The following is a 25,871-nucleotide window of genomic DNA, read 5'->3' as shown; positions in this document are numbered from 1 at the left end:
CGAAATTTAGAATTCCATAATTCAAAATTTCTTCATTTGGATGGTCTTATCTATGTAAATTACCTGATCATCAATGTAAAACGGCCACTGATAAACCAAAAACGGTAATTGATCAAGTTTAACATCAAAGCACATAATTAAACTTTAAATTTGGGGTAAAGTCCAGCTAGGTCGCTTTTATGTCCAAATCAACTTCTATAAAAGTACAGTTAAGTGCATTACCCGATAACCCAGGGGTGTATCAATTTTATGATGCCGATGGAAAGATTCTATATGTAGGTAAGGCCAAAAATTTAAAAAAGAGGGTTTCTTCCTATTTTAATAAACAACAAGAGTATGGAAAAACCAGGGTGCTGGTAAAAAAAATCCATACCATTAAACATATTGTGGTACCAACAGAATCCGATGCGCTTTTGTTGGAGAACAATTTGATTAAAACCTTGTTGCCTCGGTACAATGTATTGCTTAAAGATGATAAGTCCTACCCTTGGATTTGTATTAAAAAAGAACGTTTTCCAAGAGTTTTTTCTACCCGTAAGTTAATAAAAGACGGTTCGGAATATTTTGGTCCCTACACCAGTATGAAAACGGTTCGCACCTTGTTGGAATTGGTAAAGAGTCTCTATCCACTTCGTACCTGTAATTACGATCTTTCTGAGGACAAAATTGAAGCTGGAAAGTATAAGGTGTGTTTGGAATATCATTTGGGCAATTGCCTTGGACCATGTGAAGGATATCAAACCGAAAAGGAGTACCACGATCAAATAGAGGATATCCGACAGATCATAAAAGGGGACTTAAGGAACGCTTTGCAATCTTTTAAAGAACAAATGAAGGCCTATGCAGCGGAGATGGAGTTTGAAAAAGCACAACGCATAAAGGACAAAATTGAGGTGCTTGAAAACTACCAAGCCAAATCCACCGTGGTGAACCCCAAGATCAATAATGTGGATGTGTTCACTATTATTTCTGATGAAACCCATGCTTACATCAACTTTTTACAGCTTTCTCATGGCTCCATTGTTCGATCTCATACTTTGGAAATAAAGAAAAAGCTTGAGGAAACCGATGAGGAATTATTGCAATTGGGTGTTACAGAGTTGCGCCAAAGGTTTAAATCTACATCTAGGGAAGTGTATTTGCCTTTCCCAGTTTCGGTGGATGGGGATTTAAAAGTCACTTTGCCCAAATTGGGAGATAAGAAAAGAATTTTGGATCTCTCTGAAAGGAACGCCAGATTTTATAGACAGGATAGATTAAAGCAGATCAAGATTACAGACCCTGATCGCCATACCAAACGAATCATGGCGCAAATGAAATCCGATTTACGATTGTCTGAAGAACCAAGGCATATTGAATGTTTTGACAACTCAAATATTCAAGGGAGTAATCCCGTTGCTGCCTGTGTGGTGTTCAAGGATGGAAAACCCTCAAAGAAAGATTACCGACATTTTAATATTAAAACCGTAGAGGGTCCAGATGATTTTGCCAGTATGGAAGAAGTCGTCTTTAGGCGATACAAAAGATTGGTCAACGAAGGGGAACCACTTCCACAACTCATAGTAATTGATGGAGGAAAAGGACAGCTTTCTTCGGCATTAAAAAGTTTGGATTTATTGGGGCTACGCGGAAAAATTGCAATTATCGGAATCGCCAAACGTTTGGAAGAAATCTATTTTCCCGAAGATCCAGTGCCACTTTATTTGGACAAGCGGTCGGAAAGCCTTAAAATCATACAACAATTACGGAATGAGGCTCACAGGTTTGGAATTACCCATCACCGAAACAAACGAAGTAAGGGAGCCATTAATTCGGAATTGGAGAATATTGATGGTATTGGAGAAAAAACGGCCGAACAATTATTAAAAAGCTTTAAGTCTGTAAAACGAATCAAAGAAGCATCGATTGATAGTCTTGCGGCATCAGTGGGAATGGCCAAAGCCAAGAAAATATTTAAAACGTTTCATTAAACATGCATAAAAAAATCCTGTTTAACGCCATATTAATTGTCTTTGCAGCTTTTTCAGCTATTGGACAGGATTTGGATGGTATAGAGTCTCCTAAAGTTGGACTTGTGCTCAGTGGAGGAGGAGCCAAAGGATTGGCTCACATTGGCGCATTAAAGGTGATAGAAGAGTCAGGAATCAAAATTGACTATATAGGCGGTACCAGTATGGGTGCCATTGTAGGGGCTTTGTATGCCTCGGGATATTCGGCAAAGGATTTGGATTCTATTTTTAGGAATACAGATTTTACCGATTTGATTCAGGATAATGTGCCCCGAAGTGCAAAAAACTTTTATGAAAAGGATAATAGCGAACGTTATGCTTTAACATTGCCTTTCAACAATTTTAAAGTATCCTTTCCACAGGCTATTTCTGGCGGACAAAATATCTACAATATGTTGGTGCAGTTGCTGTATCATGTAAAAGATGTAAATGATTTTAGAAAGCTGCCCATTCCCTTTCTTTGTGTAGCCACTAATGTGGAAACTGGAGAGGAAATCTTGTTGGATAAAGGTTATCTGCCTTCTGCGATTGTGGCCAGTGGAACATTTCCATCACTTTTTGAGCCTTCCGAGATTGACCATCAGATTTTGATTGATGGTGGTGTGGTGAACAACTACCCCATAGATCAGGTAAAAGAAATGGGTGCCGATATTATTATCGGAGTAGATGTGCAGCACGATTTGGCAACCAGGGAATCCCTTTCTTCTGCTACTGAAATATTGTTGCAGATCAACAATTATCGTACGGTCAACGATATGAAGGATAAATCCAAACGAACCGATGTGTACATAAGACCCGATATTGATGCATTTTCCGTTATCGATTTTGAAAAGGGAAACCAGATCGTGAAAAGCGGAGAGGAAGCAGCATTGGAAAAATTAGATGTTTTAAAAGGAATTGCCGAACAACAAAATGCCCCTAAATCAACCCGAAACAGGATTGTTGAGGTGGATAGTTTAACCATCAATCGAATGATCATTGAGGGGAACGATCGGTACACAAGAGGCTACATAAAAGGTAAATTGAGGTTTCCATTGGCTGAACCGATTGCTTTTGAAGATCTAAAACAAGGCATCAATAATTTATCGGCAACAGGAAACTTTAAGGCCATTCGTTATGATTTGGTCTCGAACGGTTTGGGAACTGATCTTATCTTGAAGATCAAGGAGAACCCTACCAAAATGTTTGTAAAGGTATCGGCGCACTACGATGACCTTTATAAAAGTGCAGCCTTGTTCAATATCACAAAGAAGAATTTATTCATGAAGGATGATGTTGGTTCATTCGATTTTATTCTGGGTGATAATATCCGCTACAACATGCACTACTATTTGGATAAGGGCTATTATTGGAGCTTGGGAGTGAACTCTAAGCTAACAGATTTTAACTCGGATGTGGAGTTTTCTTTGATCCGTGGGAATTTTGATGTGTTTGCCGATGCCAATGTACAGCGGATTACCATGGATGTAACGGACCTTACCAACCAGATTTATCTTCAAACGGTTTTAAAGGAAGAGTTTGCTTTTACCATTGGGATAGAGCACAAATTTTTGAATTACAGCACTAGAACCTTAGCACAAGGTGAAACGGTGACCACGGTTCCATCGGACGAAAAAACCACCTTTGAACGATCTAACTACTACAGTGCGTTTTCCAGAATATTGTTGGATACCTATGATGACAAGTATTTCCCTAAAAAAGGGTTTTTGTTTGATGGTGACATGCATTTTTATGCCTTTTCTTCAGATTACAATGACAACTTCAGCGAATTTGCAGTGGGCAAGGTCAAAATTGGAGGAGTACAGCCTTTAGCCCATAATTTAAGTTTAGGAATTGAGGCTTCTGGAGGGGTGAAATTGGGGACCTCGGATGTCACTTCTTTCGACTTTGTTTTGGGAGGATATGGGAACGATTTTGTAAACAACTTTGTGCCATTTTTAGGGTACGACTTTTTAAGGTTGCCTGGCAACAGTTTTGTGAAAGCCAATATGCGATTGGATTATAATGTTGCCCCCAAAAATCACATTATGTTATCCGCAAATTTTGCCAATGTAGGGGATGATCTTTTTAGATTGGGCGAATGGTTTGAAGAACCAACCTATTCGGGCTATGGGATAGGTTACGGATTTGAATCTTTTATTGGTCCCATCCAAATTTATTACACATGGTCGCCAGAAAATGATAACAATCATTTTTTCTTCAGTGTTGGCTACTGGTTTTGATTTTCATAAGATCAAACTTCCGTTCAAAACTCTTAATTATTTGTCAAAAAAACAGCTTAAAACCACCAAATACTATGTGGTTAAGTTAAAGTCCGTTAAAAACCAAATTAACAAGAAAACCTTGGCGTATATTTGTACTCAGATAAGGGGTGGTTCCCTTATAACTTTAAGTATTGGTTTTTCATAATTTAAAGTTTGGTTGGTTATTTAGGAAAAGCCCAGTTTTAAGACTGGGCTTTTTTTGTATATAATATTTTGGAACAAGAATTGTTAAGTATTTGTAAACAGCATAGCCCCTAAAGCGATTTTACTAATTTTATAACATAAAATTGTACATGAAGAAGTTTACAATCCTACTTTTAATGCTAATGGCTATCCCAGTGATGGGTCAGGAAGACAGACCCGCATTTAAGCCAGGCGAATGGTTAAAATTCCGAATCCATTACGGATTTCTAAATGCCAGCTATGCCACTTTGCATCTTACTTCCGATAACTTTAAGGGTACTCCCGTGTACCATGTTGTAGGAGAAGGCAAGACCACTGGTTTTGCAAGTATATTTTTTAAAGTCGATGACACCTACGAGAGTTATTTTGATCGTGAAGACGGTAAGCCCTATAAATTTATTCGAAAGATTGATGAAGGGGGTTACACCAAAGACATGGAAATAGAATTTAATTACGACCGCAAGAATGCGGTTTTAATTGACAATAAAAATAGCACCAAACAAAGTTTTGAAATTCATAACCAAATTCAAGATTTGATTTCAGCTTCCTACTATTTACGAAGCAATTACAATCTGGATGAATTTGTGGAAGGTGAGGCCATAGATTTGGATATGCTTTTTGATGATGACGGAGTTTTTCGGTTTCAACTGAAATATTTGGGAAAAGAAACCTTGCGAACCAAGTTTGGAAAGGTGGAATGTCTTAAATTTAGGCCGTTGGTTCAATCAGGTCGGGTTTTTAAGGAAAAAGAGAGTCTAACGCTCTGGGTTTCCAACGATTGGAATAAAATTCCAATCAGAATTAAAGCTGATTTGGCAGTAGGTTCGCTCAAAGCCGATTTGGATGGTTACAATGGACTTAGGAACCAGTTTAAAATTATAATGAACTAGTACGGGCAGAGATGATAAATGATGCCAAAATTGCATCCCAGATAAACAAGTTAGAGGAGAAGTACAAAAACTCAGGTCAAGATCTAAGTTCCTACTTGGACGGATTGCTTTACCAACGTTATTTAACCTATTGGGATTATATCCATTTAGATACCCTACTCAGTCTTCAGGTGCCCCGTACCCATTTCCCCGATGAGGAAATCTTCATCATGTACCACCAGATTACGGAACTGTACTTTAAACTGATCCTGCACGAACAAAAACAAATTGTTGAGGATAAATCCCAAGATCTTCAATTTTTCATAGAAAAGGTCAGACGTATCAATAGTTATTTCAAGGCACTTATTTCTTCCTTTAGCATTATGATCAAAGGAATGGAACGGGAGCAGTTTTTACGTTACAGAATGGCTTTATTGCCTGCTAGCGGATTTCAATCAGTCCAATATAGAATGATTGAATTTTACGCCACACCTTTGGAAAACATGATTCATGTTTCTGAAAGGGAAAATTTCTCATCAGAAAACAGCATAGAAGAACTTTTTGAACGTATATATTGGAAGAAAGGAGCAACCGATTTGGATACGGGTGAAAAAACACTTACCCTAAAGCAGTTTGAAATTCGGTACACTCCAAGACTGTTGCGTATTGCGAATCAAACAAAGAACAATACAGTCTACGAAAAATACCTTCAATTGCCAGAAGTATCTAGAAATAGTGAAGAATTGATCAAGGTACTCAAGGAAATGGACATCAATGCGAATGTAAATTGGCCCTTGATGCACATGGGCTCTGCATACCGTTATTTGGCCAAAGAAGGTAAAGATGTAGATGCAACAGGAGGGACGAATTGGAAGGCATATTTGCCTCCCAATTTTCAGAAAATAATATTTTTCCCAACTTTGTACTCAGAAAATGAGTTGGATACTTGGGGAAAACAATGGGTAGACCATGTATTTAATCCATTAAACAAGGAAAACAAGGAATAGAGGAAGATGCAGAAATTTATTGGGGCAATTTTGACACTAATGGTTGTTTTGGTGTCATGCAAAGAGACAAAAGAACCATTGGAAGAGGTGGCAACCGTGGAAACTATTGTAAAACCTCCAGTACTACATTATGGTTTTAATCTGGACGACTATAACGTGGTTCACGATACGGTTCGCAATGGAGACAGCTTTGGGGAGCTAATGCTCAAGAACAAAGTAGATTATCCAAAAATTGCAGCTATTTCAGAAAAATTCAGGGATACGTTCGATGTTCGAAAAATTCAGGTGGGTAAACCCTATGTCATTTTAAAATCGAAAGACACCTCCGAAGTTGCGGAAGTTTTTATCTACCAGAACGATAGGATCAATTATACAGTTGTGGATCTTCGCGATTCTACAAATGCCTACAAAAGCAAGAAAAAAGTAAAATTGGTGGAGCGTGAAATAGGAGGAGTTATCGAAAATAATTTGTCCATGACCATCGATACATTAGGAGTGGACTACAATCTTACCTTCGCTTTGGCAGATATTTATGCATGGACTATTGACTTTGGTCGTTTGGATCCAGGGGACAAATTCAAGGTTGTATTTGAGGAGCGTTATATCAATGATAGTATTTATGCTGGAATTGGATCTGTTAAGGCGGCCTATTTTGTTCATAAAGGTAAACCCATTTATGCCTTCCCATATTTATCGGATGCCACTAATAATATTTTAGAATATTTTGACCAAGATGCCAATAATTTAAGAAGTACCTTTTTACGTGCACCAGTTAAATTGCAGTACCGATTGTCATCCAGGTATAACCTGAGAAGAAGGATTGCTTATTATGGAAATAAAGTAAGACCGCATAGAGGTACTGATTTTGCTGCACCCATCGGAACACCTATTGTAGCTACCGCAGATGGAACCGTAACTGAATCTACACGCAGAGGTGGAAATGGCAAATACGTAAAGATCAAACATAACGGCACTTATAGCACCCAATACCTTCACATGAAAGCCCAAAACGTTAAACGAGGTGATTTTGTACGTCAAGGGGATGTGATTGGCTGGATTGGAATGACTGGAAATACAGGGGGACCTCACGTGTGTTACCGTTTTTGGAAGAATGGAAGGCAAGTAGATCCATTTAAAGAAGAACTGCCTGCCGCAGAACCTATTGCCGATTCCTTGCGTACCGATTATCTAGCATACATTCAACCCTTGCGCGATCAATTGGATTGTATCGAATTGATTGAAGCTACCCCCGAACTCGAAGAAAATCTTATAACCTATAACCCGTAATGGCATTACCCACAATCAACCCTACAACATCTGAAGCTTGGAAAAAACTTCAAGCCCACTACGAAGAAACAAAGAGCACACATTTAAGAGAATTGTTTTCCAAAGATGAAGAAAGAGGCAAAAAGTTCTCTTTGCTTTGGAACGATTTCTATGTGGACTATTCAAAAAATAGGATTACCGATACTACTTTGGACTTGTTGCTGCAATTGGCACAAGAAGTTGGACTTCCAAAAGCGATTGAAGGTTATTTTGGAGGGGATTTAATCAACCAGACTGAAGGACGAGCGGTACTTCATACAGCCTTGAGGGCAGAAAAAGGAGACCAGATCTTTGTTGATGGTGTTAATATTGTGGATGAGGTTTTTGATGTAAAAGCAAAAATCAAATCTTTTACAGAAGCTGTTATTTCTGGTGAAAAGAAAGGATACACAGGAAAAGCATTTACCGATGTGGTGAATATCGGAATCGGTGGTTCCGACCTTGGACCTGTAATGGTGGCTGAAGCTCTAAAGTTTTACAAAAACCACTTAAAAATGCATTTTGTGAGCAATGTGGATGGTGACCACGTTCACGAAATCATAAAAGATCTGAATCCAGAAACAACCTTATTTGTAATTGTTTCCAAAACCTTTACCACCCAAGAAACCTTGAGCAACGCCATGACCATTAAAAAATGGTTCTTGGAGAGTGCCTCAGAAAAATATATTGCCCATCATTTTGCAGCCGTTTCAACCAATTTGGAAAAAATTGATGAATTCGGAATCGCCAGTGAAAATGTATTCCCGATGTGGGATTGGGTAGGTGGCCGTTTTTCATTGTGGAGCGCGGTTGGACTTTCCATTGCGATTTCCATAGGCTATGAAAATTTTGATGCTCTGTTGGCAGGTGCCCATGAAATGGATGTGCATTTCAAAGAAACCGCCTTTGAAGAAAATATTCCAGTGATCTTGGCTTTGATCAGTGTTTGGTACAATAACTTTTATGGTGCCGAAACAGAGGCTATTATTCCTTACACCCAATACTTGAGCCGTTTTTCAGCTTATTTACAGCAGGGAATTATGGAAAGTAACGGTAAAAGTGTGGATAGAGCTGGTAATCGAGTAGGACATGAAACTGGCACCATTATTTGGGGAGAACCAGGGACCAACTCTCAGCACGCTTTCTTCCAATTAATTCACCAAGGAACCAAATTGATTCCAACAGACTTCATCGGATATAAAAAATCCCTTCACGGCGATGTGGACCACCACAATAAATTGATGGCCAATTTCTTCGCCCAGACCGAAGCCTTAATGAACGGAAAAACTGCAGATGAGGTAAAACAAGAACTGGAAAGTCAGGGAATGTCGGGTGCTGAGCTTGAAAAACTACTTCCTTTTAAAGTGTTCGAAGGCAATAAGCCTACCAATACCTTATTAATTGATAAGCTGACGCCAAAAAGTTTGGGTGCACTAATTGCCTTGTACGAACATAAAATCTTTGTGCAAGGGGTGGTTTGGAACATCTTTAGCTTCGACCAATGGGGTGTTGAGCTCGGAAAACAACTTGCCAAAAATATTTTGGGAGACATCGAAAATTCCGAGATTGGTAAACACGATAGCTCCACAATGCAGCTTTTACATTTTTTTAAGGGTTAAATTATCAGGTTTTCATTTCTGGGTAAAAAGCCTAAGCATTTGTTTGTCAGGGGTTTTTGTTTGTTAATTTAGTGTTAACTATATTAGCGCGATTTTAACTTTTGCTTAATCGCGGTGTGTTGAAAATACAGCACATTTGCAGCGCTAATTAAACACTTAAACACTGAATTAAATGAAAAGAATCTACTTGGCTTTTGCGGCTATTTTGTTTTCCGCAATGGCATTTGCTCAAGGAACTCTTACTGGTACGGTAACCGACGGTGACCAAGGCGGACCACTACCAGGTGCTAGTGTAATGGTTAAAGGAACCAGCATTGGTACATCAACAGACTTTGATGGAAACTTTACTTTGGAAGTAAGTCAAAGCTCAGGAATCTTGGTTGTTTCTTACATCGGATTTTTAGACAAGGAAGTTTCTTTCTCTTCTACTGGTAACGTAGGTACCATTGTATTGATGCCAGACGCACAAGAACTTGGAGAAGTTGTGGTAACTGGGGTAATGGATATTGCAAAAGAGCGTGAAACTCCTGTTGCAGTATCTACTATTAGAGCCTCTGAAATTGTGGAAAAATTGGGTGCTCAGGAATTTCCTGAAATCTTGAGATCTACTCCTTCCATTTATGTTACTAAACAAGGGGGTGGTTTTGGTGATGCCAGAATCAACGTTCGTGGTTTCGACCAAAGAAACACTGCTGTTATGATCAACGGTGTACCTGTAAACGATATGGAAAACGGATGGGTTTACTGGAGTAACTGGGCTGGTCTTTCTGATGTAACTTCTGCTATGCAGGTACAAAGAGGTCTTGGTTCTTCCAAATTGGCTATCTCTTCTGTGGGTGGTACCATTAACATTCTTACAAAAGCTGCCGATAACAAAGAAGGTGGTGCTGTGGCTGCTACTTTGGGTAACAACGATTACTTAAAAACTACAGTATCTTACAACACTGGTTTGATGGAAAATGGACTTTCTGTAAGTGCCATGTTCGGTCGTTCTGCTGGTGATGGATACGTACAAGGAACTCCTTTTGAAGCTTACAACTATTTTGTAGCTTTAGGATATAGACCAAACGACAAGCACGATTTCCAATTTATGGTAACTGGTGCTCCTCAGCAACACTTCCAAAGAGGTTATGCTGAATCTATCTCTAACTACATCAGGTACGGAAACAATGGAGTGGATCCTAATATCCGCTACAACTCTGACTATGGTTATAGAAACGGAAAAGAAGATACCTTCTCTGGTAACTTCTACCACAAGCCAAAAGCTATGATCAACTGGGACTGGAAAATGTCTGACAAATCTACTTTGTCTTCAGTGGTTTACGCTTCACTAGGTCGTGGTGGTTCTATTGGTTCAATTGGTAGAATCAACGGTGGTCAATCTTATTCAGGCCAATTTAAAGACGCAAACGGACACGTTCGTATTGATGATATCATTGCATGGAACAGCGGTGCCAACATTCCTGATTTTGGTGTGCCAAGAGAAGGGTACACTGGAGGAGGTAATCCAATGTACCAAGGAATGTTCGTTAACGGTAACGCCAACAGCTACGGGTTTGTTGATGAGTACGGATTTACAAGAGGACCTGAAAATGGTATCTCCCAACGTTCTTCTATGAACTCTCACAACTGGTTTGGTACCATTATCAACTTCCACAACGATGTGAACGAGAACTGGTCTTTTGATCTAGGAGTAGATGCCAGAACTTATAAAGGTATCCACTACAGAAGATTGGTAGATCTTATGGGTGCTGATGTTTATGTAGACAACGATGACATCAACAATACGTACAACTTTACAACAAACACTTACGCTCCTACTATTGGAAACATTTGGAATGTATTCAAAAATGTAGATGACGAAACCAAAATCGATTACTACAATGATGGTAAAGTTCAGTGGTTGGGTGCTTTCGGTCAAGTAGAGTACAAAACTGATAAGATTTCTGCCTTCTTGCAAGGTGGTATTTCTAACCAAGGATTCAAAAGAATCGATTACTTCAACTACTTGGATTCCGATCCAGAGCAAGAAACTGATTGGGTAAACATCGTAGGGGGTAACATTAAAGGTGGTTTGAACTACAACATCAACGAAAAACACAATGTGTTCGCAAATGCTGGTTACTACCTAAAACAACCTATTTTCGATGCTATTTTCTTGAACTTTGTTAACGATATCAACGAGAACTACCAAAACGAGAAAATTTTGGGTGTTGAGGTTGGATACGGTTTCAGAAGCCAGTTCTTCAGTGCTAATGTTAACTTGTACAGAACTTCTTGGAGTGACAGGTACTTGACTGACGGTGTAACCATTACTGATGATCAAGGAAACCAATTGTTTCAAGGTACTGCCAACTACGATGGTGTAGAGCAGGTACACATGGGTGTTGAAGTTGATTTCACTGCTCGCCCATCTCACTGGTTGACTTTCACAGGTATGTTGTCTTTGGGTAATTGGGAATACTCTGGTAACCCTCTAGGTACTGTTTATGACGATGGTCAAAATGAAGTAGGTCAAGCCAATATTATTTTGGATGGTCAAAAAGTAGATGACGCTGCACAAACAACTATGAGATTGGGAGCAACTATCGAGCCAGTAGAGAACTTGTTCTTCGATGCTAGCTGGTACCACGCTGCTGATCTTTATGCTCAGTTTGATGTATTGGATTTGCAAGATCAAGATTCTGATGGACAACCTGATGGTGGAGACTTTCAGTTGAAGTTGCCTGCTTACGATTTGTTCGATGCTGGTCTTTCTTACCGCATGACTTTGGGTAAAGAAAAGAGCAAATACCTAAACTTGAGATTGAACGTGAATAACGTATTCAACGAAGTATATATTTCTGAAGCTACTTCTAACAGAGAAGCAGAAGCTGGAGATGAAACTTGGAACGGTGTTAACGTAAGAAACAACGTATTCTGGGGCTTCGGTAGAACTTGGAACGTAGGTTTGCGTTACAGATTCTAAGAAACGCTTTTAAGTATAAAATTAAAGTCCCTTGCTAGCAAGGGACTTTTTTTATGTTCAAAATTCCGTACTTTTAAGCCTCAAACTATACCCTATGGAAATCATTAAAAACCTGCACTCTTACCTAGCTTATGTTGTTTTGGCCATTTTGGTTTTGGCTACCATTAATGCCATAATCGGATGGATGGGCAAAAAAGACTTTACCATGCACAAGGATCTTCGTGTGAGCCTCTTTGCGCTTATTCTGAGCCATATTCAGTTATTAGTTGGGCTAATCCTATATTTTACAAGTGCCAATGGATTAAAGGCCATTCAGGCATTGGGAATGGGCGGATTGAACGCTCCTGCCCGTTTATTGGCCTTGGAACATCCTTTTATCAATATTATTGCTTTGGCTTTGATTACCATTGGGTGGTCTCGTCACAAAAAGTTCATGGAAAGCGACAAAAAGTTTAAGACCATCGCCATTTTTTACGGATTGGGTCTTTTATTGATCTTGAGCCGCTTGCCTTGGTCACAGTGGTTGGGGTAAATTAATTCCTGCGTAGGCAGGAATCTTTTTAATCAGACTTCTTTATCAAAAACAAATAAGTAGGGAAGTGATCACTGTATCCTGCAGTGTAGGTTCCACCCGAATATGTCCGTAAAGGATAGCCTTTAAAGCGACCATTTTCTGTGCGCATAAAGCTGGGTGCAAATATGCCTGCTTTCCAATACGAAAGTTTTTGATGGGATTCATCCAACAAGCTAGAGGTCATGAAAATCTGGTCAAAAAGATTCCATTTATCTCGATAGGCAAGGGATCCAACCCCTTTTCGGAACATTTTTTCCATAGGATTGAATAGGGAAACACTATCTACTTGTTTTATGTTCCCTTTGGTTTTTAAAATCTTTTTTAAGCTGTCATCAATAGGGTCGTCGTTCAAATCTCCCATAGAAATTATCTTGGCATCTGGATTCAACCGTTGAATGGAATCCATGATGCGTTTGTTCAGCAGCGCTGCTCTAATCCGCAGTGGTTGACTTTTAGCTGACCCTCCCCTTCGTGATGGCCAATGGTTCACAATAAAATGAATTTCCTCTTCGTCCATAATACCGCCAACCACCAATTGGTCACGTGTGTATTCCCTATCACCCATATCATCAAACAATAAAAGGCGATGACTTTTAAAAGAAGTAGGTAAAAAAGAAGCTTTTTTGAACAACAAAGCCACGTCTATCCCTCGTTCATCTGGTGAATCAAAATGCACAATGCCATAATCCTTTTCAACAAGATCGGCGTGGGCAATCAAATCCTCAACCACTTTTCGGTTTTCCACTTCGCAAAGTCCAACAATATCAGGAGACGTTTTGGAAGTCTCTTTACCAATTTGGGAAATAACCTTGGAGAGATGTTCAACTTTTTGCCAATAGCGCTCCGTTGTCCAATGATACCTGCCCTCAGGAGTTCGGTCATCATCAAAGGTAAGTGAGTCATTCTCCGTATCGAAAAGGTTTTCGCAATTGTAAAACGCTATGGTTCTTAACGTAAAATTTTTGGACTGTTGTCCATAAAGTGAGGTCGATATTAATACAAGTAGGCATATTAATAATCGCATTATATTTTGATTTTGTAGCTAAAATAAGTAAGATTGCTCGCTTTTTGCAAACTCTGTACAGCAATTACAACCCCAAATTTAGAATTTAACCTACAAATAAGTTATGAGAACAACTATGCTCATGACGGTGCTGGGGTGTTGCTGTATATTCGGTCAACAAAGCACTGTCATTACTGGTAGTGTGTATGAAAAAGGGATAAACAAGCCCATTTCAAACGCTACGATTGCCCTTCAAGGGAATTCACAAACCTTTTTAACCAATGCTTCAGGAGAATTTGAACTTTCTGCTACCGTCCAAGGAGATTTTATTGTAGAAGTTGCTGCTAAAGATTATCTCCACAAAGAATTTTCCCTGTATTTAGAGGGGAGCCCCATCAACTTGGGTAAAATTTATTTAGAACGGGACATTCAATTTGAAAAAACCGATAATCTCATCACACTAACCGATGGTGATCTTCTGGATGATTTCGAATCCGTTTCAGGCTCTATGGGTTTATTACAATCTACCCGTGATGTTTATTTGAATCGTGCCGCCTTTGATTTTGGCCAAGCCTTTTTTAAAGTACGTGGTTATGATTCCCGAAATGGTCAGGTACTTATTAACGGCGTACCCATGAACAAATTTTTTGATGGTCGCCCTCAATGGAACCATTGGGGAGGACTTAACGATGTGACCAGAAATCAAGAATTCACCAACGGATTGGCCATTAATCCAGTCACCTTTGGTGGGATTTTAGGGAATACCAACATCAATACACGGCCTTCGGGAATGCGACCAGGGATTCGACTTTCAGCCTCCTCCAGTAATCGAACCTATCGGAGCAGACTTATGGCGACCTATAATTCTGGAGCACAAGAAAATGGGATGACTTATTCCGTTTCAGCCTCCAGGAGATGGGCTGAAGAAGGATATGTAGAAGGTACATTATACGATGCCTACTCTTTTTTTGGCTCGGTAGAATATCAATTGAATTCCGAACATAGTATTTCAATTACAGGTATGTGGGCAAGAAACCGCCGAGGTCGTTCAGCAGCAGTTTCGGATGAAGTTTATCAGCTGATGGGCAACAGATATAATCCTTATTGGGGATATCAAGATGACAAAATTCGCAATTCAAGGGAACGTGAAATTTCAGAACCTGTTTTTATGGTCAACTATACTTTGGAACAGGAAAAATGGAATTTGAATATTGGAGGCTATTACCAAACAGGAATTAATTCTAGGAGTAGACTTGGCTATTACAATGCACCAAATCCAGACCCAACGTACTACAGATATCTTCCCAGTTATTATATCAATGGTTCGTTTGGAGCAGATTTTACGAATGCTAATTTGGCCAAAGAAGCAATCTTGGAGCATCCACAAATGTCATGGGAATCTTTATACACCGCCAATAAAAATTTTGGACCCAAAGCTTCGTACTTGCATTACGATGATATTGTTGAAGATCAAACTATTGCCGCATCTGGCACCTTTAACTATTCGGTGAACAATTGGTTGAAAATTGGAGTTGGAGGAAACTACATGATTACGGCATCCGAAAACTATGCAGAGATTTTCGATTTGCTTGGGGCGAGCTATCATGAGGACTTGGATACCTTTTCAAACACACTTAACGATGCCCAAGGAAGTCTTCAAAAAACGAAAGGAGATAAATTCAATTACCATTATAATCTGGATACTTCAAAATGGGAAGGCTTTGGTCAAGTGGAATTGACTTTGGATAAATGGAGCGGTTTTGCATCAGCGGCATTCTCTACTTTCGAAACCCAGCGTACAGGCTTTTTCCTAAATGAACGCTACGCTGAAAATTCGTTAGGTAAAGGGGAGAACGTTTCATTTTCTAATCTTGCTTACAAAGGTGGAGCTACCTATTTTCTTTCAGGGAGACATTGGTTTACTGCAAATGCAGCCTATTTGGAACGACCTCCAACCTTGCAGAATATTTTCATCAATCCACGGGAAAATCATGGAATTGTAAATGATCTACAGGCAGAAACAGTAGTAAGCGTTGATCTGAGTTATTTTGTTCGTTTACCCAATCTTACAGGCCGAGCTAGTGCTTTTTATACCCGATTTCAACATGAAACCGATATCAATTTCTTTTTTACAGATACAGGATTGGGATCCGATTTTGTGCAAGAGGTGATTACAGGAATGGACAAACTTCACAAAGGCATTGAATTTGGTTTTGAATACGAAGCCTCATCAAGTGTAAAATTGACCGCAGCAGGAAATATTGGCGAGTATACTTATGCCAGTGATCCTATGGTTCAAATCAATTTTGACACTTCCAGTCCAGAAGAAGACCTTATATCAACGGATGGGTATAGTGATTTGGGCTTTGCCCAATTAAAGGGCTTGAAATTGGCGCAAGGTCCTCAAACCGCATTAGCAATTGGAGTGGAATATCGTTCTCCAAAGTATTGGTGGGTGGGTGCCACCACCAATTATCTCACTAATAATTTCATCAATATTTCGACTATTCCTAGAACGGCTAGTTTTAAAATCGACCCTAAAACGGGTAAAAAATTCCCTGATGCATCCGAGGAAAATATAGAAAACTTATTAGCTCAAAATAAAATGGAAGATATCTACCTATTGAATTTGGTAGGTGGAAAATCTTGGTTGTTGGGAGGTAAATACATCAGTGCTTTTGCAAGTGTGAGCAATCTTTTTGATGCTGTATTTAGAACTGGAGGATATGAACAAAGTCGAAACGGAAATTTTGGACAAATGAGGCAGGACAATTTGAGCGGCAGCCCTTCATTCGGACCCAAATATTGGTATGGCTACGGGCGCACTTACTTTTTGAATTTAGCAATCAGTTTTTAAAAACAACATCATGAAAAACACAATATATATTTATGCATGCTTAATGCTATTGATTCAGTTTTCTTGTACAGAGGGTAAAGAGTTCGATGAGCTTCAAAGATTATGTAGTTCAGAATTGAAATCCAATTTCAGCTTTGCCAATCTTGATCAAATGGCAACGGAAGAGACCGTTCAAGTTCAAGAGAACCTTGTAATTGAAGGTTACATAATTTCATCGGATAAAGCAGGGAACTTTTTTAATGTGGTATTTCTGCAAGATGCTCCCGTTAATCCAACCAAAGGTCTTCAGCTGGAAATGGATTTACGAGAATCTCATCTTCAATTTCCAATCGGTAGCAAAGTGCTCATCAAGCTAAAGGATTTGTATTTACAAAAGAAAAATGAGAATATTTTGATAGGCAGTGTGTTCTCTTCCTTTGGAAATATTTCAGTTGGACGATTGCCCGCCCCAAAAGTAAAAGAGCATGTTTTTCTGGCCTGTGAAGACGATTTGACTATCCAACCTTTGCTATCTACAATTTCTAAAATTGATAGTTTGTCTCCCAACATATTGGTACAATTGGAGGATGTTGAATTTGTGGATGAGGAGTTGGGCGAACTTTTTGCTTTAGCTCAAGAAGAAACCGAAAGGCATATTCAAAATTGCGAAGAGAATGTGCTGGCCATATTAAATAGTGGTTATGCTGATTTTCAATCCGAGCCATTACCTACAGAGAATGGTACAATCACAGGAGTTTTACTTCGGGACAAAAACAAGTCCCAATTGGTGATTCGTGATTTGGACGATGTGGATTTCAACCAAGAGCGTTGCCCAGAAATTATCACCGAATTTACTTCTGATCTAATTTTCATTTCCGAATTGGCCGACCCTGAAAATAATTCGGGTGCCCGTTTTGTTGAACTCTACAACGCAGGTTCAGAACCTTTGGATTTAAACTTATGGTCACTGCGTAGATATACAAATGATAATATCGAAGTTAGTTCTACTATTGATTTGTCGGGTTTGATAATAGGGCCAGAAAGCACATTGGTTATTTCACCAAATGCCACAGAGTTTGAATTGGTCTATGGATTTTCTCCTGATTTGGGTGTGGGCACCAATAGTCCTGCCGACTCCAATGGAGATGATAATTTAGAATTGGTTGATCCTTTTGGAACCGTTATCGATGTATTTGGAATTATCGGAGAAGATGGCTCAGGCACCAACCACGAATTTGAAGATGGAAGGGCCATTAGAAATATGGATGTTGTTAAAGCCAACTCTATATATACGTTTTCGGAATGGACCATTTATAATGATACAGGTGACGCGGGAACCATAAACTTGCCCCAACAAGCACCACAAGATTTTACGCCTGGCCAACGAAACTAATAGCACTAAAAAAGCCCCTTTAAAGGGGCTTTACTTTTTTTTGTTGGTATAACTTAAAAAGCTTTATAACCAAATTTTTGTCCGCCTACCGAGGCATCGGCCATAAGGCCAGCCTTTGGCAATGCAAAAACAGCTACGCCATCTTTGTATTTGGCGTTAAAGGCAATACCCGATTTAAGGGCAACTGCCGAAGTTTCAGCCGCAAACTGAAAATCACCTTTCTTAAAGCGTTCCAAGTCCACATCGGATTCAAAAAAGATAACTTCGATTATCGCTTGCCCACCAGCTTGCAACCCAATGTTCAATTTTTTAAGGTCGGCCATACCAATGGCAGTTCCACCATCGTAAACCACACCATTACCAGATGCTCCACCAATAATAAACCCACCTTTTCCCACATTCGGAAAAATTACATATCCAGCAGAATTATTAAAAAATCCATCTAGGTTGGGAGCAGCTTCCAAAAGTGAAGATTTGGCCTTTTTGGCATCCTCCATCAATTTTTTGTCTTTGCTATTTTGTGCCATGGCTCCAGTTCCAACCAACAGAACGGCCATTAAGGCAATTGCTTTTATTGTTTTCATTTTTAGACTGTTTTAGTGTTTACCCAAAATTAGAAAGTCATAACCTATTCTTATATCAAGAGAATGCCAATTAATGTTAAGGAAAACTTATAGTTTTTGGTAGGTTTCGAACATGCGGCCTTTCTTTTATTCCCATAAGTTATAACGTGCTATTATGTAGGATGTTTAGTTGAAATTCAATCAAATTACACTTTTAGATTGTCCAGAATTTCTTAAATTTAAATAGCACACAATCACCACTATAAAAAAGTTCGACACTGTATTTTTAGCATAGAGAATATCTATTTTTTAATAGTATTTTAATATTGGTTATCTATTTTTCAGGTTGGCTAATTTGTATTTTTACAAGAGCAGAATCTATAATTTAAACAACATACTATCATGAGTAAAGAAATGGCAAACGGGGCAGATGCAAGTCAATGCCCATTTTTAAGTGACGTTGCCGGTGGAGGCACACAAAATGAGGATTGGTGGCCCAACCGACTGAAGTTGGAACTATTGAGCCAGCATTCAGAAAAATCAAATCCACTCGGAGAAGATTTCAACTATGCGGAAGAGTTTAAGAAGTTAGATTATGAAGCCCTTAAACAGGATTTGTTGAATGTGATGACCGATTCACAAGATTGGTGGCCAGCAGATTTTGGTAGTTATGCAGGTTTATTTATCCGAATGGCATGGCACAGTGCTGGAACCTATCGTGTACAAGACGGCCGTGGTGGTGGTGGACGTGGACAGCAACGTTTTGCGCCTCTTAACTCTTGGCCAGATAACGTGAGTTTGGATAAAGCCCGTCGTTTATTGTGGCCTATCAAACAAAAATACGGTCAAAAAATATCTTGGGCAGACCTTATGATTTTGGCCGGTAACGTGGCCTTGGAATCAACAGGATTTAAAACCTTTGGTTTTGCTGGAGGTCGTGAAGATGTTTGGGAACCGGACCAAGATGTATATTGGGGTAACGAAACCGAATGGTTGGCAACGAGTGATGCGCCAAACAGCCGTTACCAACATAATAAAGAAGAACGTGAAATCGAAAATCCATTGGCAGCAGTGCAAATGGGATTGATTTACGTAAACCCAGAAGGACCAGATGGTAATCCTGATCCAGTTGCCGCTGCACATGACATTCGCGAAACATTTGAGCGTATGGCCATGAACGATGAAGAAACCGTAGCATTGATTGCTGGAGGTCACACTATCGGAAAAACACACGGTAATGGAGATGGTGATAAAGTAATGATGGATGCGGATCCTGAAGCAGCAGATTTGGCATCACAGGGCTTTGGATGGGAAAATAAAAATGGTTCAGGAAAAGGTTCAGATGCCTTTACTTCTGGATTGGAAGTAATCTGGACATCTACCCCAGTGAAATGGAGCAACGATTTCTTTAAGTTCTTGTTCGAATTCGATTGGGAATTGAGCAAATCTCCAGCAGGAGCACACCAATGGGTAGCTTCAAATGCCGAAGCCATTATTCCAGATCCGTTCGGTGGGCCAAACAGAAAACCAACTATGTTGACTACGGATCTTTCGTTGCGTTTTGATCCTGCCTACGAGAAAATTTCACGTAAATTCTATGAGAATCCTGATGCTTTCGCAGATGCTTACGCTCGTGCTTGGTATAAGTTGACTCACCGTGATATGGGGCCTGTTTCCCGTTATTTAGGACCAGAAGTACCAAAAGAAGAATTGATCTGGCAAGATCCAATTCCAGCAGTGGACTATACCTTGGTTGATGCTTCAGACGTAAAAGCGTTGAAAGCAAAAGTATTGGAATCTGGAGTTTCCGTTTCTGATTTGGTGTATACTGCTTGGTCATCCGCAGCAACTTTCCGCGGAGGAGACAAACGTGGTGGTGCCAATGGAGCACGTATCAACTTGGAGCCAATGAAAAGTTGGGAAGTAAACAAGGGAACCGACAAAACCATATCTGTTCTTGAAGGAATAAAAGATGAATTCAATAGCAATGCTAGTGGAGGTAAGAAAATCTCCTTGGCCGATATGATTGTTTTGGCGGGTAGTGCAGCAGTTGAAAAAGCAGCTAGCGATGCTGGTGTGCCAACTGAAGTTCCATTTACACCTGGCCGTAACGATGCAACTCAAGAACAAACTGAAATTGATTCAGTTGACTATTTGAATACACCGTACGATGGCTTCAGAAACTATGTGGTTAAGGGAATAAAAGTTCCTGCAGAACATTTATTGGTGGACAAAGCACAATTATTGACGCTTACTACCCCTGAAATGACTGCTCTTGTTGGTGGTTTGCGTGTACTTGGTGCCAACTTTGATGGTTCAAGACATGGAGTGTTTACCGATAACATTGGTGTGTTGAGCAACGATTTCTTTGTGAACTTGCTTGACATGTCTACCGAATGGAAGGCTGCCAATGAAGAAAAATCACTTTACGAAGGTGTTGACCGTAAGACAGGCGATTTTAAATGGTCTGGAACAAGAGTGGATCTTGTATTTGGTTCCAACTCTATCTTACGCGCCTTAGCAGAAGTATATGCTGAGTCTGGATCAGAAGCAAAATTTGTTAAAGATTTTGTGGCCGCTTGGACCAAAGTAATGAATCTAGACCGTTTTGATGTAGCCTAATTTAAACGGAAAAAAGAAAAAGAAAATTAAAACTAAAGACTGCCATGACCCATCTAGGTTGTGGCAGTTTTTTTATAACTTTCAACAGTCCTATGAGCAATAAAGAAGAGTTTTTTAATCAGATTCGAAGTGGTAATCTTAATGCCATCGAAATACTTTTAAAAGAGGAGCCAAAGTTGTTGGAATCTCAAGACCAAAGAGGGTCCACCCCGTTATTATTGGCGGCTTATTACGGGCATAAAAATGTGGTTGATTATTTATTGGAAAAAGGTGCAAAAGTAGATGCATTGGATGGTTCTGGAAACACGGCTTTAATGGGGGTTTGCTTTAAGGGTTATGCCAATATCGCAAAATCTTTGATTGAGGCAGGAGCCAATGTAAACCAAAAAAATGCCATGGGAGCCAACTGTCTAATTTATTCTGTAATGTTCAACAAGATGGATATTGCTGAATTGTTATTGGCCAATGGCGCCACTACAGGAGATAAAGATGCCAAAGGAAAGAGTGCCTTGGACCATGCCTTGGAACAAAACAATCAAGATTTTGTACAACTGTTAGAACAGAAATAAATGTCATTAACCCTCAAAATAGCGCTGATTCAATCTCCCATGCATTGGGAGAATCCTCAAAAGAATAGAGGCATGTTTGAGGAAAAAATCAATGCCATATCTAAAGATGTGGATCTGATAATTCTCCCTGAAATGTTTACCACGGGGTTTACCATGACGCCACAGAATTTGGATAGTAGTGAGGGGCAGAAAACTGTTCAATGGATGCAAGATTTGGCCATTCAAAAAGATACTGCCCTAGTTGGTAGTGTGGTAATTCAAGAAGGTGAATTATATTATAACCGTTTATTTTTTGTGTACCCAGACGGTACTTTTAAAACTTATGATAAAAAGCACACCTTTACTTTAGCAGGTGAGGACAAAGTCTACAAAGCTGGAACCGAAAGATTGACTTTGGAGTACAAAGGATTTCGAATTTGTCCGTTGATTTGTTATGACCTCCGTTTTCCCGTTTGGGCAAGAAACACTTCCGATTATGATGTTTTGATCTATGTGGCCAATTGGCCAATTCGACGTATAAACGCTTGGGATACCTTGTTAAAAGCACGAGCCATCGAGAATATGTCTTATGCTGTTGGAGTGAATTGTTTGGGTAAAGATGGTCTAGGATACGAATACCCAGGTCATTCGGCTGTTTATGATGTGTTGGGAGAGCCATTGACCTATTCCGAAAAAGAAGAAGTGCTTTACGCGACTTTGGAAAAAGAACACATCACCACAATTAGGGAAAAACTAAAATTCTTGGAGGATCGAGACGATTTTAATTTGAAAGGATAAAATTTTGTCTATCAATCCAATTGGCTCTTATTTTTATAACTCCAGGATAATAACTGATTCGTTCGGGTTGTATTTTTTTCAGGTAATTCCCAGTATCCCATTTTCCATTTTCATTGGCATCAAAAATTACACGTGCAATATATTCTCCTGGATCCAAGTTGTTAAATTCAAACTCTTGAGGTTCAACTGCTTTTATTTCACGCTTTACCTCCCCTTTTTCATTGGTAAGTTGTACAAGTATGGGAAATTTCACATCGCCTCCCAAAGTTATTATTAGATTTCCGTAGTCAGCTAAACTTCCCGTGGAAAGGTTGTAATCCAACGTATCATTTTGTATCCCAAAGAAATCTGTAACGGCTCCTGGCAACAACGAGAAGGAATATTTTTTATTAGGTTCCGCCTCAAAGTCAAAATCTATCTTATTCTCCAACGAATCTAAAGCATAGGAATACTGCATTGGAATGGAATCACTAACATTTAAGGTAATAAGACTTGTATCCACTTCAGTAATTGGCGTGTTTGCCATAATACTAAAGGTGTCCTCCAAATTAAACTTTCGTTGAACACTGGAAGTTAACTTGAGCGAATCCATTGGTAGGTCACGTAGCTTAACGGTAAATGTATCAATTACCGCAGCGGTTTCATTGGTCACAGTGAAGATGATGGAATCCAATTCTGTGGGAGTGAACCAATAGTTCAATGTATCCTTATTTCTTTCTTTGATGATTTTGGTGCGAACCGAATCTGGTAGTTGGGTCAAGGTTTCAATTTTCATTTCCTTTTCATCGCCTTGAAAACCAAAGATAATCTTGTTATTGGCCAAAAAACTGGGGACGGTTGCCTTGTAATTCAATTCTTCCCGAAAAAGATTCAATAAATAAATGGAATCAGTAGGCAAGGTAATGGTATCTTCCACGAACCCGATTTTATCCTGGCCTTGGTCAAATTTGTTGTTCTTATTTACATCCTTCAACCCAAACAGCGCATATTTTCCTGCCTTCAAATTTTTAAGCTCAAAAAATGGAAGGCTGTCACCTGTACTGGTTAAATAAAGAGGCGGACTTTTATATACCGTGGAATCAGTATAGGTGCTGTCCATTTCGTAAAGCATCACACTGATAAATTCATCTGGCTTTCTGTTAAAAGCATCTTTGACGGCACCAGAGACGGTGAGTGAATCAATATAATCGCCAGTGGAGAAAACGTAAGTCAAAAAATTATTGGGATTTCCTTCATTATTGTCCACAATACTTTGCCCAAAGTTGATGGTATAAGTGGTGTTTTCCCGAAGCGTGTCTTTTATGATAACCTCAATATACTTGCTCGCGGTGCCCATTGGTTTAACCTCGGCAGGGTTTTTAAACGGAGGGGAAACAACCAATTGATTTTGTGCATCCTGAAGTTTGATCAACTCATCAAAATAGAGTCGGATTTTCTTTTCCTTAAAATTTATGGTAAAATTTTCTGGTTCAGCCCTTAAAAGTTGTGGGGGCGTAACATCTTTTGGACCACCACTCGGGGAACCTCGCTTGGCACATTGCCAAAGGGCAAGAACCAAAAAGGTAAAAAATAGGAGACCGAACAATTTTTTTAAGTACACCATGCTTAAAATCAATGTGCGACAAAGAAACAACTAATTTAAAAATTGGGACAAAGATTAATAAAATTTAACCCTGAGGTACTACCGCCATGCTCAAAACGGAAACTTCTACTCCTTTTAGTTGCAGTAACTTCTTAGCACAGGATTCGATAGTAGCACCCGTAGTGATCACATCATCCACCAAAAGAATGTGTTGGTAATTTTTATTTGAAGTTAGGTTAAGATCAAAAGCGTCTTTGGAATTTAACCATCTCGATTGCCGATCTTTTTTGGTTTGTGTTTTCGTGTTTGTCACTTTTAGTAGTAAATCCTCCCGAAATTCTGCTCCAAGATTTTCGGCAATCTTCTGCGCAAATTGACTTACTTGGTTGTACCCTCGTTTCTTTTGTTTTTTGGGGTGCAAAGGAACGGGAACCACTAAATCGATGTTTTTTAGTGCCTCGTCATCTTTAAGGGAAGCTCCACACCAGTCACCTAAAAACTCGCCAATGCCCTCTTGGTTTTTATATTTTAACCAATGCAATAAATTTTTTACAAGGCCATTTTTGGAGAAAAAAACGAACGAAGCAGCCTTTTTTATTGGTATTCTTCCATAAAAAATACGGTCCACGGCGTTTTCTGTCAGGTAGTTGTGATCGGTGAGCGGCACATCATGTCGACAAACGGCACACAAAACGTTTTCTCCCCTATATAATTGAGCATTACATCCAAAACATGCCTTTGGCAATAGGATGTTGTTAATCTCGTTTATTATCTTAGCCAACCTTTTTGGTATCAAAATCTCATACATCTAAGTGTAGTCTGTCAACCACATGAACCCCCAAGATAACAATTTCAACTACAAGATTATCTTTGCCGCATTGGTAGCGGTCATTGTGGGTATTCTCATTGCCTTTTATTACAGCTATGCTCAATCCAAAAACCAGATGTTGTTTTTGGAGCAGGAAAAGTCGCTTTTAGTGAAAGATCTTACGTTGATGCGTGCTGAGGTGGACCGTTTATCTGGGTTGAACGAGGTGAATGAAATAGAGTTGCAGACTTCTAGGTTCAGGGTGCAACAATTGATGGATTCCGTAGGGCGATTGAACTTTAGTTTGACCAAACTGAAAGAAACCCGCAAGGAACTTCGCAAGCTCGAATTAAGTTTCGATAGTTTAAAATTGAAAAATAACTTCCTTCGATATAACAATAGTTTGTTGGCAAGTCGTTATGACGAAACCTTAAAACAATTGGAAGAGCTCAGGGGTAGGGCCAACAATATGGAGCGCACGGAGTCTTTACTTCGAGAAACCAATAAAGAACTGGCTCGTGAATTGCGGGTGAAGAGTTATTTGAAACTTCAAGACGCGGAAGGTAGTGGATTTCGTTTGAGGGCGGGCAGACCTATTAAAACGAACAAAGCTTCCGTTGTTGAAAAATTAAGAGGTTGTGTCACCATTATGAGCGACCCAAACTCAAAAGGGGATATCAAAGTGCTCTATCTACAATTTTTGGACCCCAATATGGCAGTAATCGAGGATAATGCCAGCACTGTTTCTGTAAGTGGGAATATCTACAGCAAAAAGGTTGAGGTGATTTATACGGGCAAGGAAATCAGTATTTGTGATGCCATTACCGTTCCAGAAGGGTCTTTGCCCGAAGGAATTTACACCTTAAATGTTTTTGAGGACGAAAGATTGCTTTCCAGTTCAGAATTTGAGCTGAAATAAC

18 protein-coding genes are annotated in these 25,871 nt (G+C 39.4%); 14 read left to right on the top strand and 4 right to left on the bottom strand.

What is annotated here, in order from left to right; translation table 11 throughout:
• Positions 1-179 precede the first annotated feature (179 nt).
• The 8 genes from uvrC to BLQ18_RS01685 all read left to right on the top strand — a co-directional run bounded on the left by uvrC (position 180) and on the right by BLQ18_RS01685 (position 12,756).
• Positions 180-1,970, top strand: coding sequence for an excinuclease ABC subunit UvrC (gene uvrC, locus BLQ18_RS01725; protein WP_090292043.1), 1,791 nt, complete (start codon positions 180-182; stop codon positions 1,968-1,970).
• A gap of 2 nt (positions 1,971-1,972) precedes the next feature.
• Positions 1,973-4,231, top strand: coding sequence for a patatin-like phospholipase family protein (locus BLQ18_RS01720; protein WP_090292042.1), 2,259 nt, complete (start codon positions 1,973-1,975; stop codon positions 4,229-4,231).
• Between the two features lie 335 nt (positions 4,232-4,566).
• The gene (locus BLQ18_RS01710) at positions 4,567-5,346 is read left to right on the top strand and encodes a DUF3108 domain-containing protein (protein ID WP_090292039.1); all 780 of its coding nucleotides are present in this window, start codon (positions 4,567-4,569) and stop codon (positions 5,344-5,346) included.
• An 11-nt stretch (positions 5,347-5,357) separates the two neighbouring features.
• Complete coding sequence (locus BLQ18_RS01705; protein WP_090292037.1) at positions 5,358-6,332, top strand: tryptophan 2,3-dioxygenase family protein; 975 nt, start codon at positions 5,358-5,360, stop codon at positions 6,330-6,332.
• Between the two features lie 6 nt (positions 6,333-6,338).
• Positions 6,339-7,619: a peptidoglycan DD-metalloendopeptidase family protein gene (locus BLQ18_RS01700; protein WP_090292035.1), complete on the top strand. Its 1,281-nt coding sequence runs from the start codon at positions 6,339-6,341 to the stop codon at positions 7,617-7,619.
• Entirely contained in the window at positions 7,619-9,256 is a 1,638-nt protein-coding gene (gene pgi, locus BLQ18_RS01695; RefSeq protein WP_090292033.1) for a glucose-6-phosphate isomerase, read from the top strand. The genes BLQ18_RS01700 and pgi overlap by 1 nt, the downstream gene beginning before the upstream one ends.
• 172 nt (positions 9,257-9,428) lie before the next feature.
• Positions 9,429-12,224: a TonB-dependent receptor gene (locus BLQ18_RS01690; protein ID WP_090292031.1), complete on the top strand. Its 2,796-nt coding sequence runs from the start codon at positions 9,429-9,431 to the stop codon at positions 12,222-12,224.
• 94 nt (positions 12,225-12,318) lie between these two features.
• Positions 12,319-12,756, top strand: a complete 438-nt coding sequence (locus BLQ18_RS01685) for a hypothetical protein (protein ID WP_090292029.1) — start codon at positions 12,319-12,321, stop codon at positions 12,754-12,756.
• A gap of 28 nt (positions 12,757-12,784) precedes the next feature.
• On the opposite strand, the gene BLQ18_RS01680 is transcribed toward BLQ18_RS01685, so the two are convergent.
• Positions 12,785-13,822 (bottom strand): endonuclease/exonuclease/phosphatase family protein, encoded by a 1,038-nt coding sequence (locus BLQ18_RS01680; protein WP_090292027.1) that lies wholly within the window; start codon positions 13,820-13,822, stop codon positions 12,785-12,787.
• A 103-nt stretch (positions 13,823-13,925) separates the two neighbouring features.
• Here BLQ18_RS01680 and BLQ18_RS01675 point away from each other — a divergent pair, with 103 nt between their 5' ends.
• Positions 13,926-16,658: a TonB-dependent receptor gene (locus BLQ18_RS01675; RefSeq protein WP_090292025.1), complete on the top strand. Its 2,733-nt coding sequence runs from the start codon at positions 13,926-13,928 to the stop codon at positions 16,656-16,658.
• 10 nt (positions 16,659-16,668) lie between these two features.
• Positions 16,669-18,030, top strand: a complete 1,362-nt coding sequence (locus BLQ18_RS01670) for a DUF5689 domain-containing protein (RefSeq protein ID WP_090292024.1) — start codon at positions 16,669-16,671, stop codon at positions 18,028-18,030.
• Between the two features lie 53 nt (positions 18,031-18,083).
• Here the strand turns inward: BLQ18_RS01670 and BLQ18_RS01665 are convergent, their stop codons facing one another.
• The gene (locus BLQ18_RS01665) at positions 18,084-18,614 is read right to left on the bottom strand and encodes a lipid-binding SYLF domain-containing protein (protein ID WP_090292022.1); all 531 of its coding nucleotides are present in this window, start codon (positions 18,612-18,614) and stop codon (positions 18,084-18,086) included.
• Positions 18,615-18,995: 381 nt separating this feature from the next.
• Here BLQ18_RS01665 and katG point away from each other — a divergent pair, with 381 nt between their 5' ends.
• From katG to BLQ18_RS01650, 3 genes are all read left to right on the top strand, one after another.
• On the top strand, positions 18,996-21,215 hold the full coding sequence (gene katG, locus BLQ18_RS01660) for a catalase/peroxidase HPI (RefSeq protein WP_417935091.1): 2,220 nt from the start codon (positions 18,996-18,998) through the stop codon (positions 21,213-21,215).
• 92 nt (positions 21,216-21,307) lie between these two features.
• On the top strand, positions 21,308-21,784 hold the full coding sequence (locus BLQ18_RS01655; protein ID WP_090292020.1) for an ankyrin repeat domain-containing protein: 477 nt from the start codon (positions 21,308-21,310) through the stop codon (positions 21,782-21,784).
• Positions 21,785-22,561 carry an amidohydrolase gene (locus BLQ18_RS01650; protein ID WP_090292018.1) on the top strand — a complete coding sequence of 259 codons (777 nt, stop codon included), beginning with the start codon at positions 21,785-21,787 and terminating at the stop codon, positions 22,559-22,561.
• Here BLQ18_RS01650 and BLQ18_RS01645 read toward each other — a convergent pair.
• Positions 22,545-24,164: an Ig-like domain-containing domain gene (locus tag BLQ18_RS01645; RefSeq protein ID WP_090292016.1), complete on the bottom strand. Its 1,620-nt coding sequence runs from the start codon at positions 24,162-24,164 to the stop codon at positions 22,545-22,547. The two genes, BLQ18_RS01650 and BLQ18_RS01645, sit on opposite strands and share 17 nt — an antisense overlap.
• A 64-nt stretch (positions 24,165-24,228) precedes the next feature.
• A complete protein-coding gene (locus BLQ18_RS01640) occupies positions 24,229-24,924 on the bottom strand; it encodes a ComF family protein (RefSeq protein ID WP_245668048.1) in 696 nt (231 codons plus the stop codon).
• A 49-nt stretch (positions 24,925-24,973) separates the two neighbouring features.
• Here BLQ18_RS01640 and BLQ18_RS01635 point away from each other — a divergent pair, with 49 nt between their 5' ends.
• Positions 24,974-25,870: a hypothetical protein gene (locus BLQ18_RS01635; RefSeq protein WP_090292015.1), complete on the top strand. Its 897-nt coding sequence runs from the start codon at positions 24,974-24,976 to the stop codon at positions 25,868-25,870.
• The last annotated feature ends 1 nt before the right edge of the window (position 25,871 follow it).

The organism is Flagellimonas zhangzhouensis, assembly GCF_900102925.1.
Lineage (GTDB): Bacteria > Bacteroidota > Bacteroidia > Flavobacteriales > Flavobacteriaceae > Flagellimonas > Flagellimonas zhangzhouensis.
The sequence above is the reverse complement of the archived record's forward strand: the minus strand, read 5'-3'. Positions and strand labels throughout refer to the sequence as shown.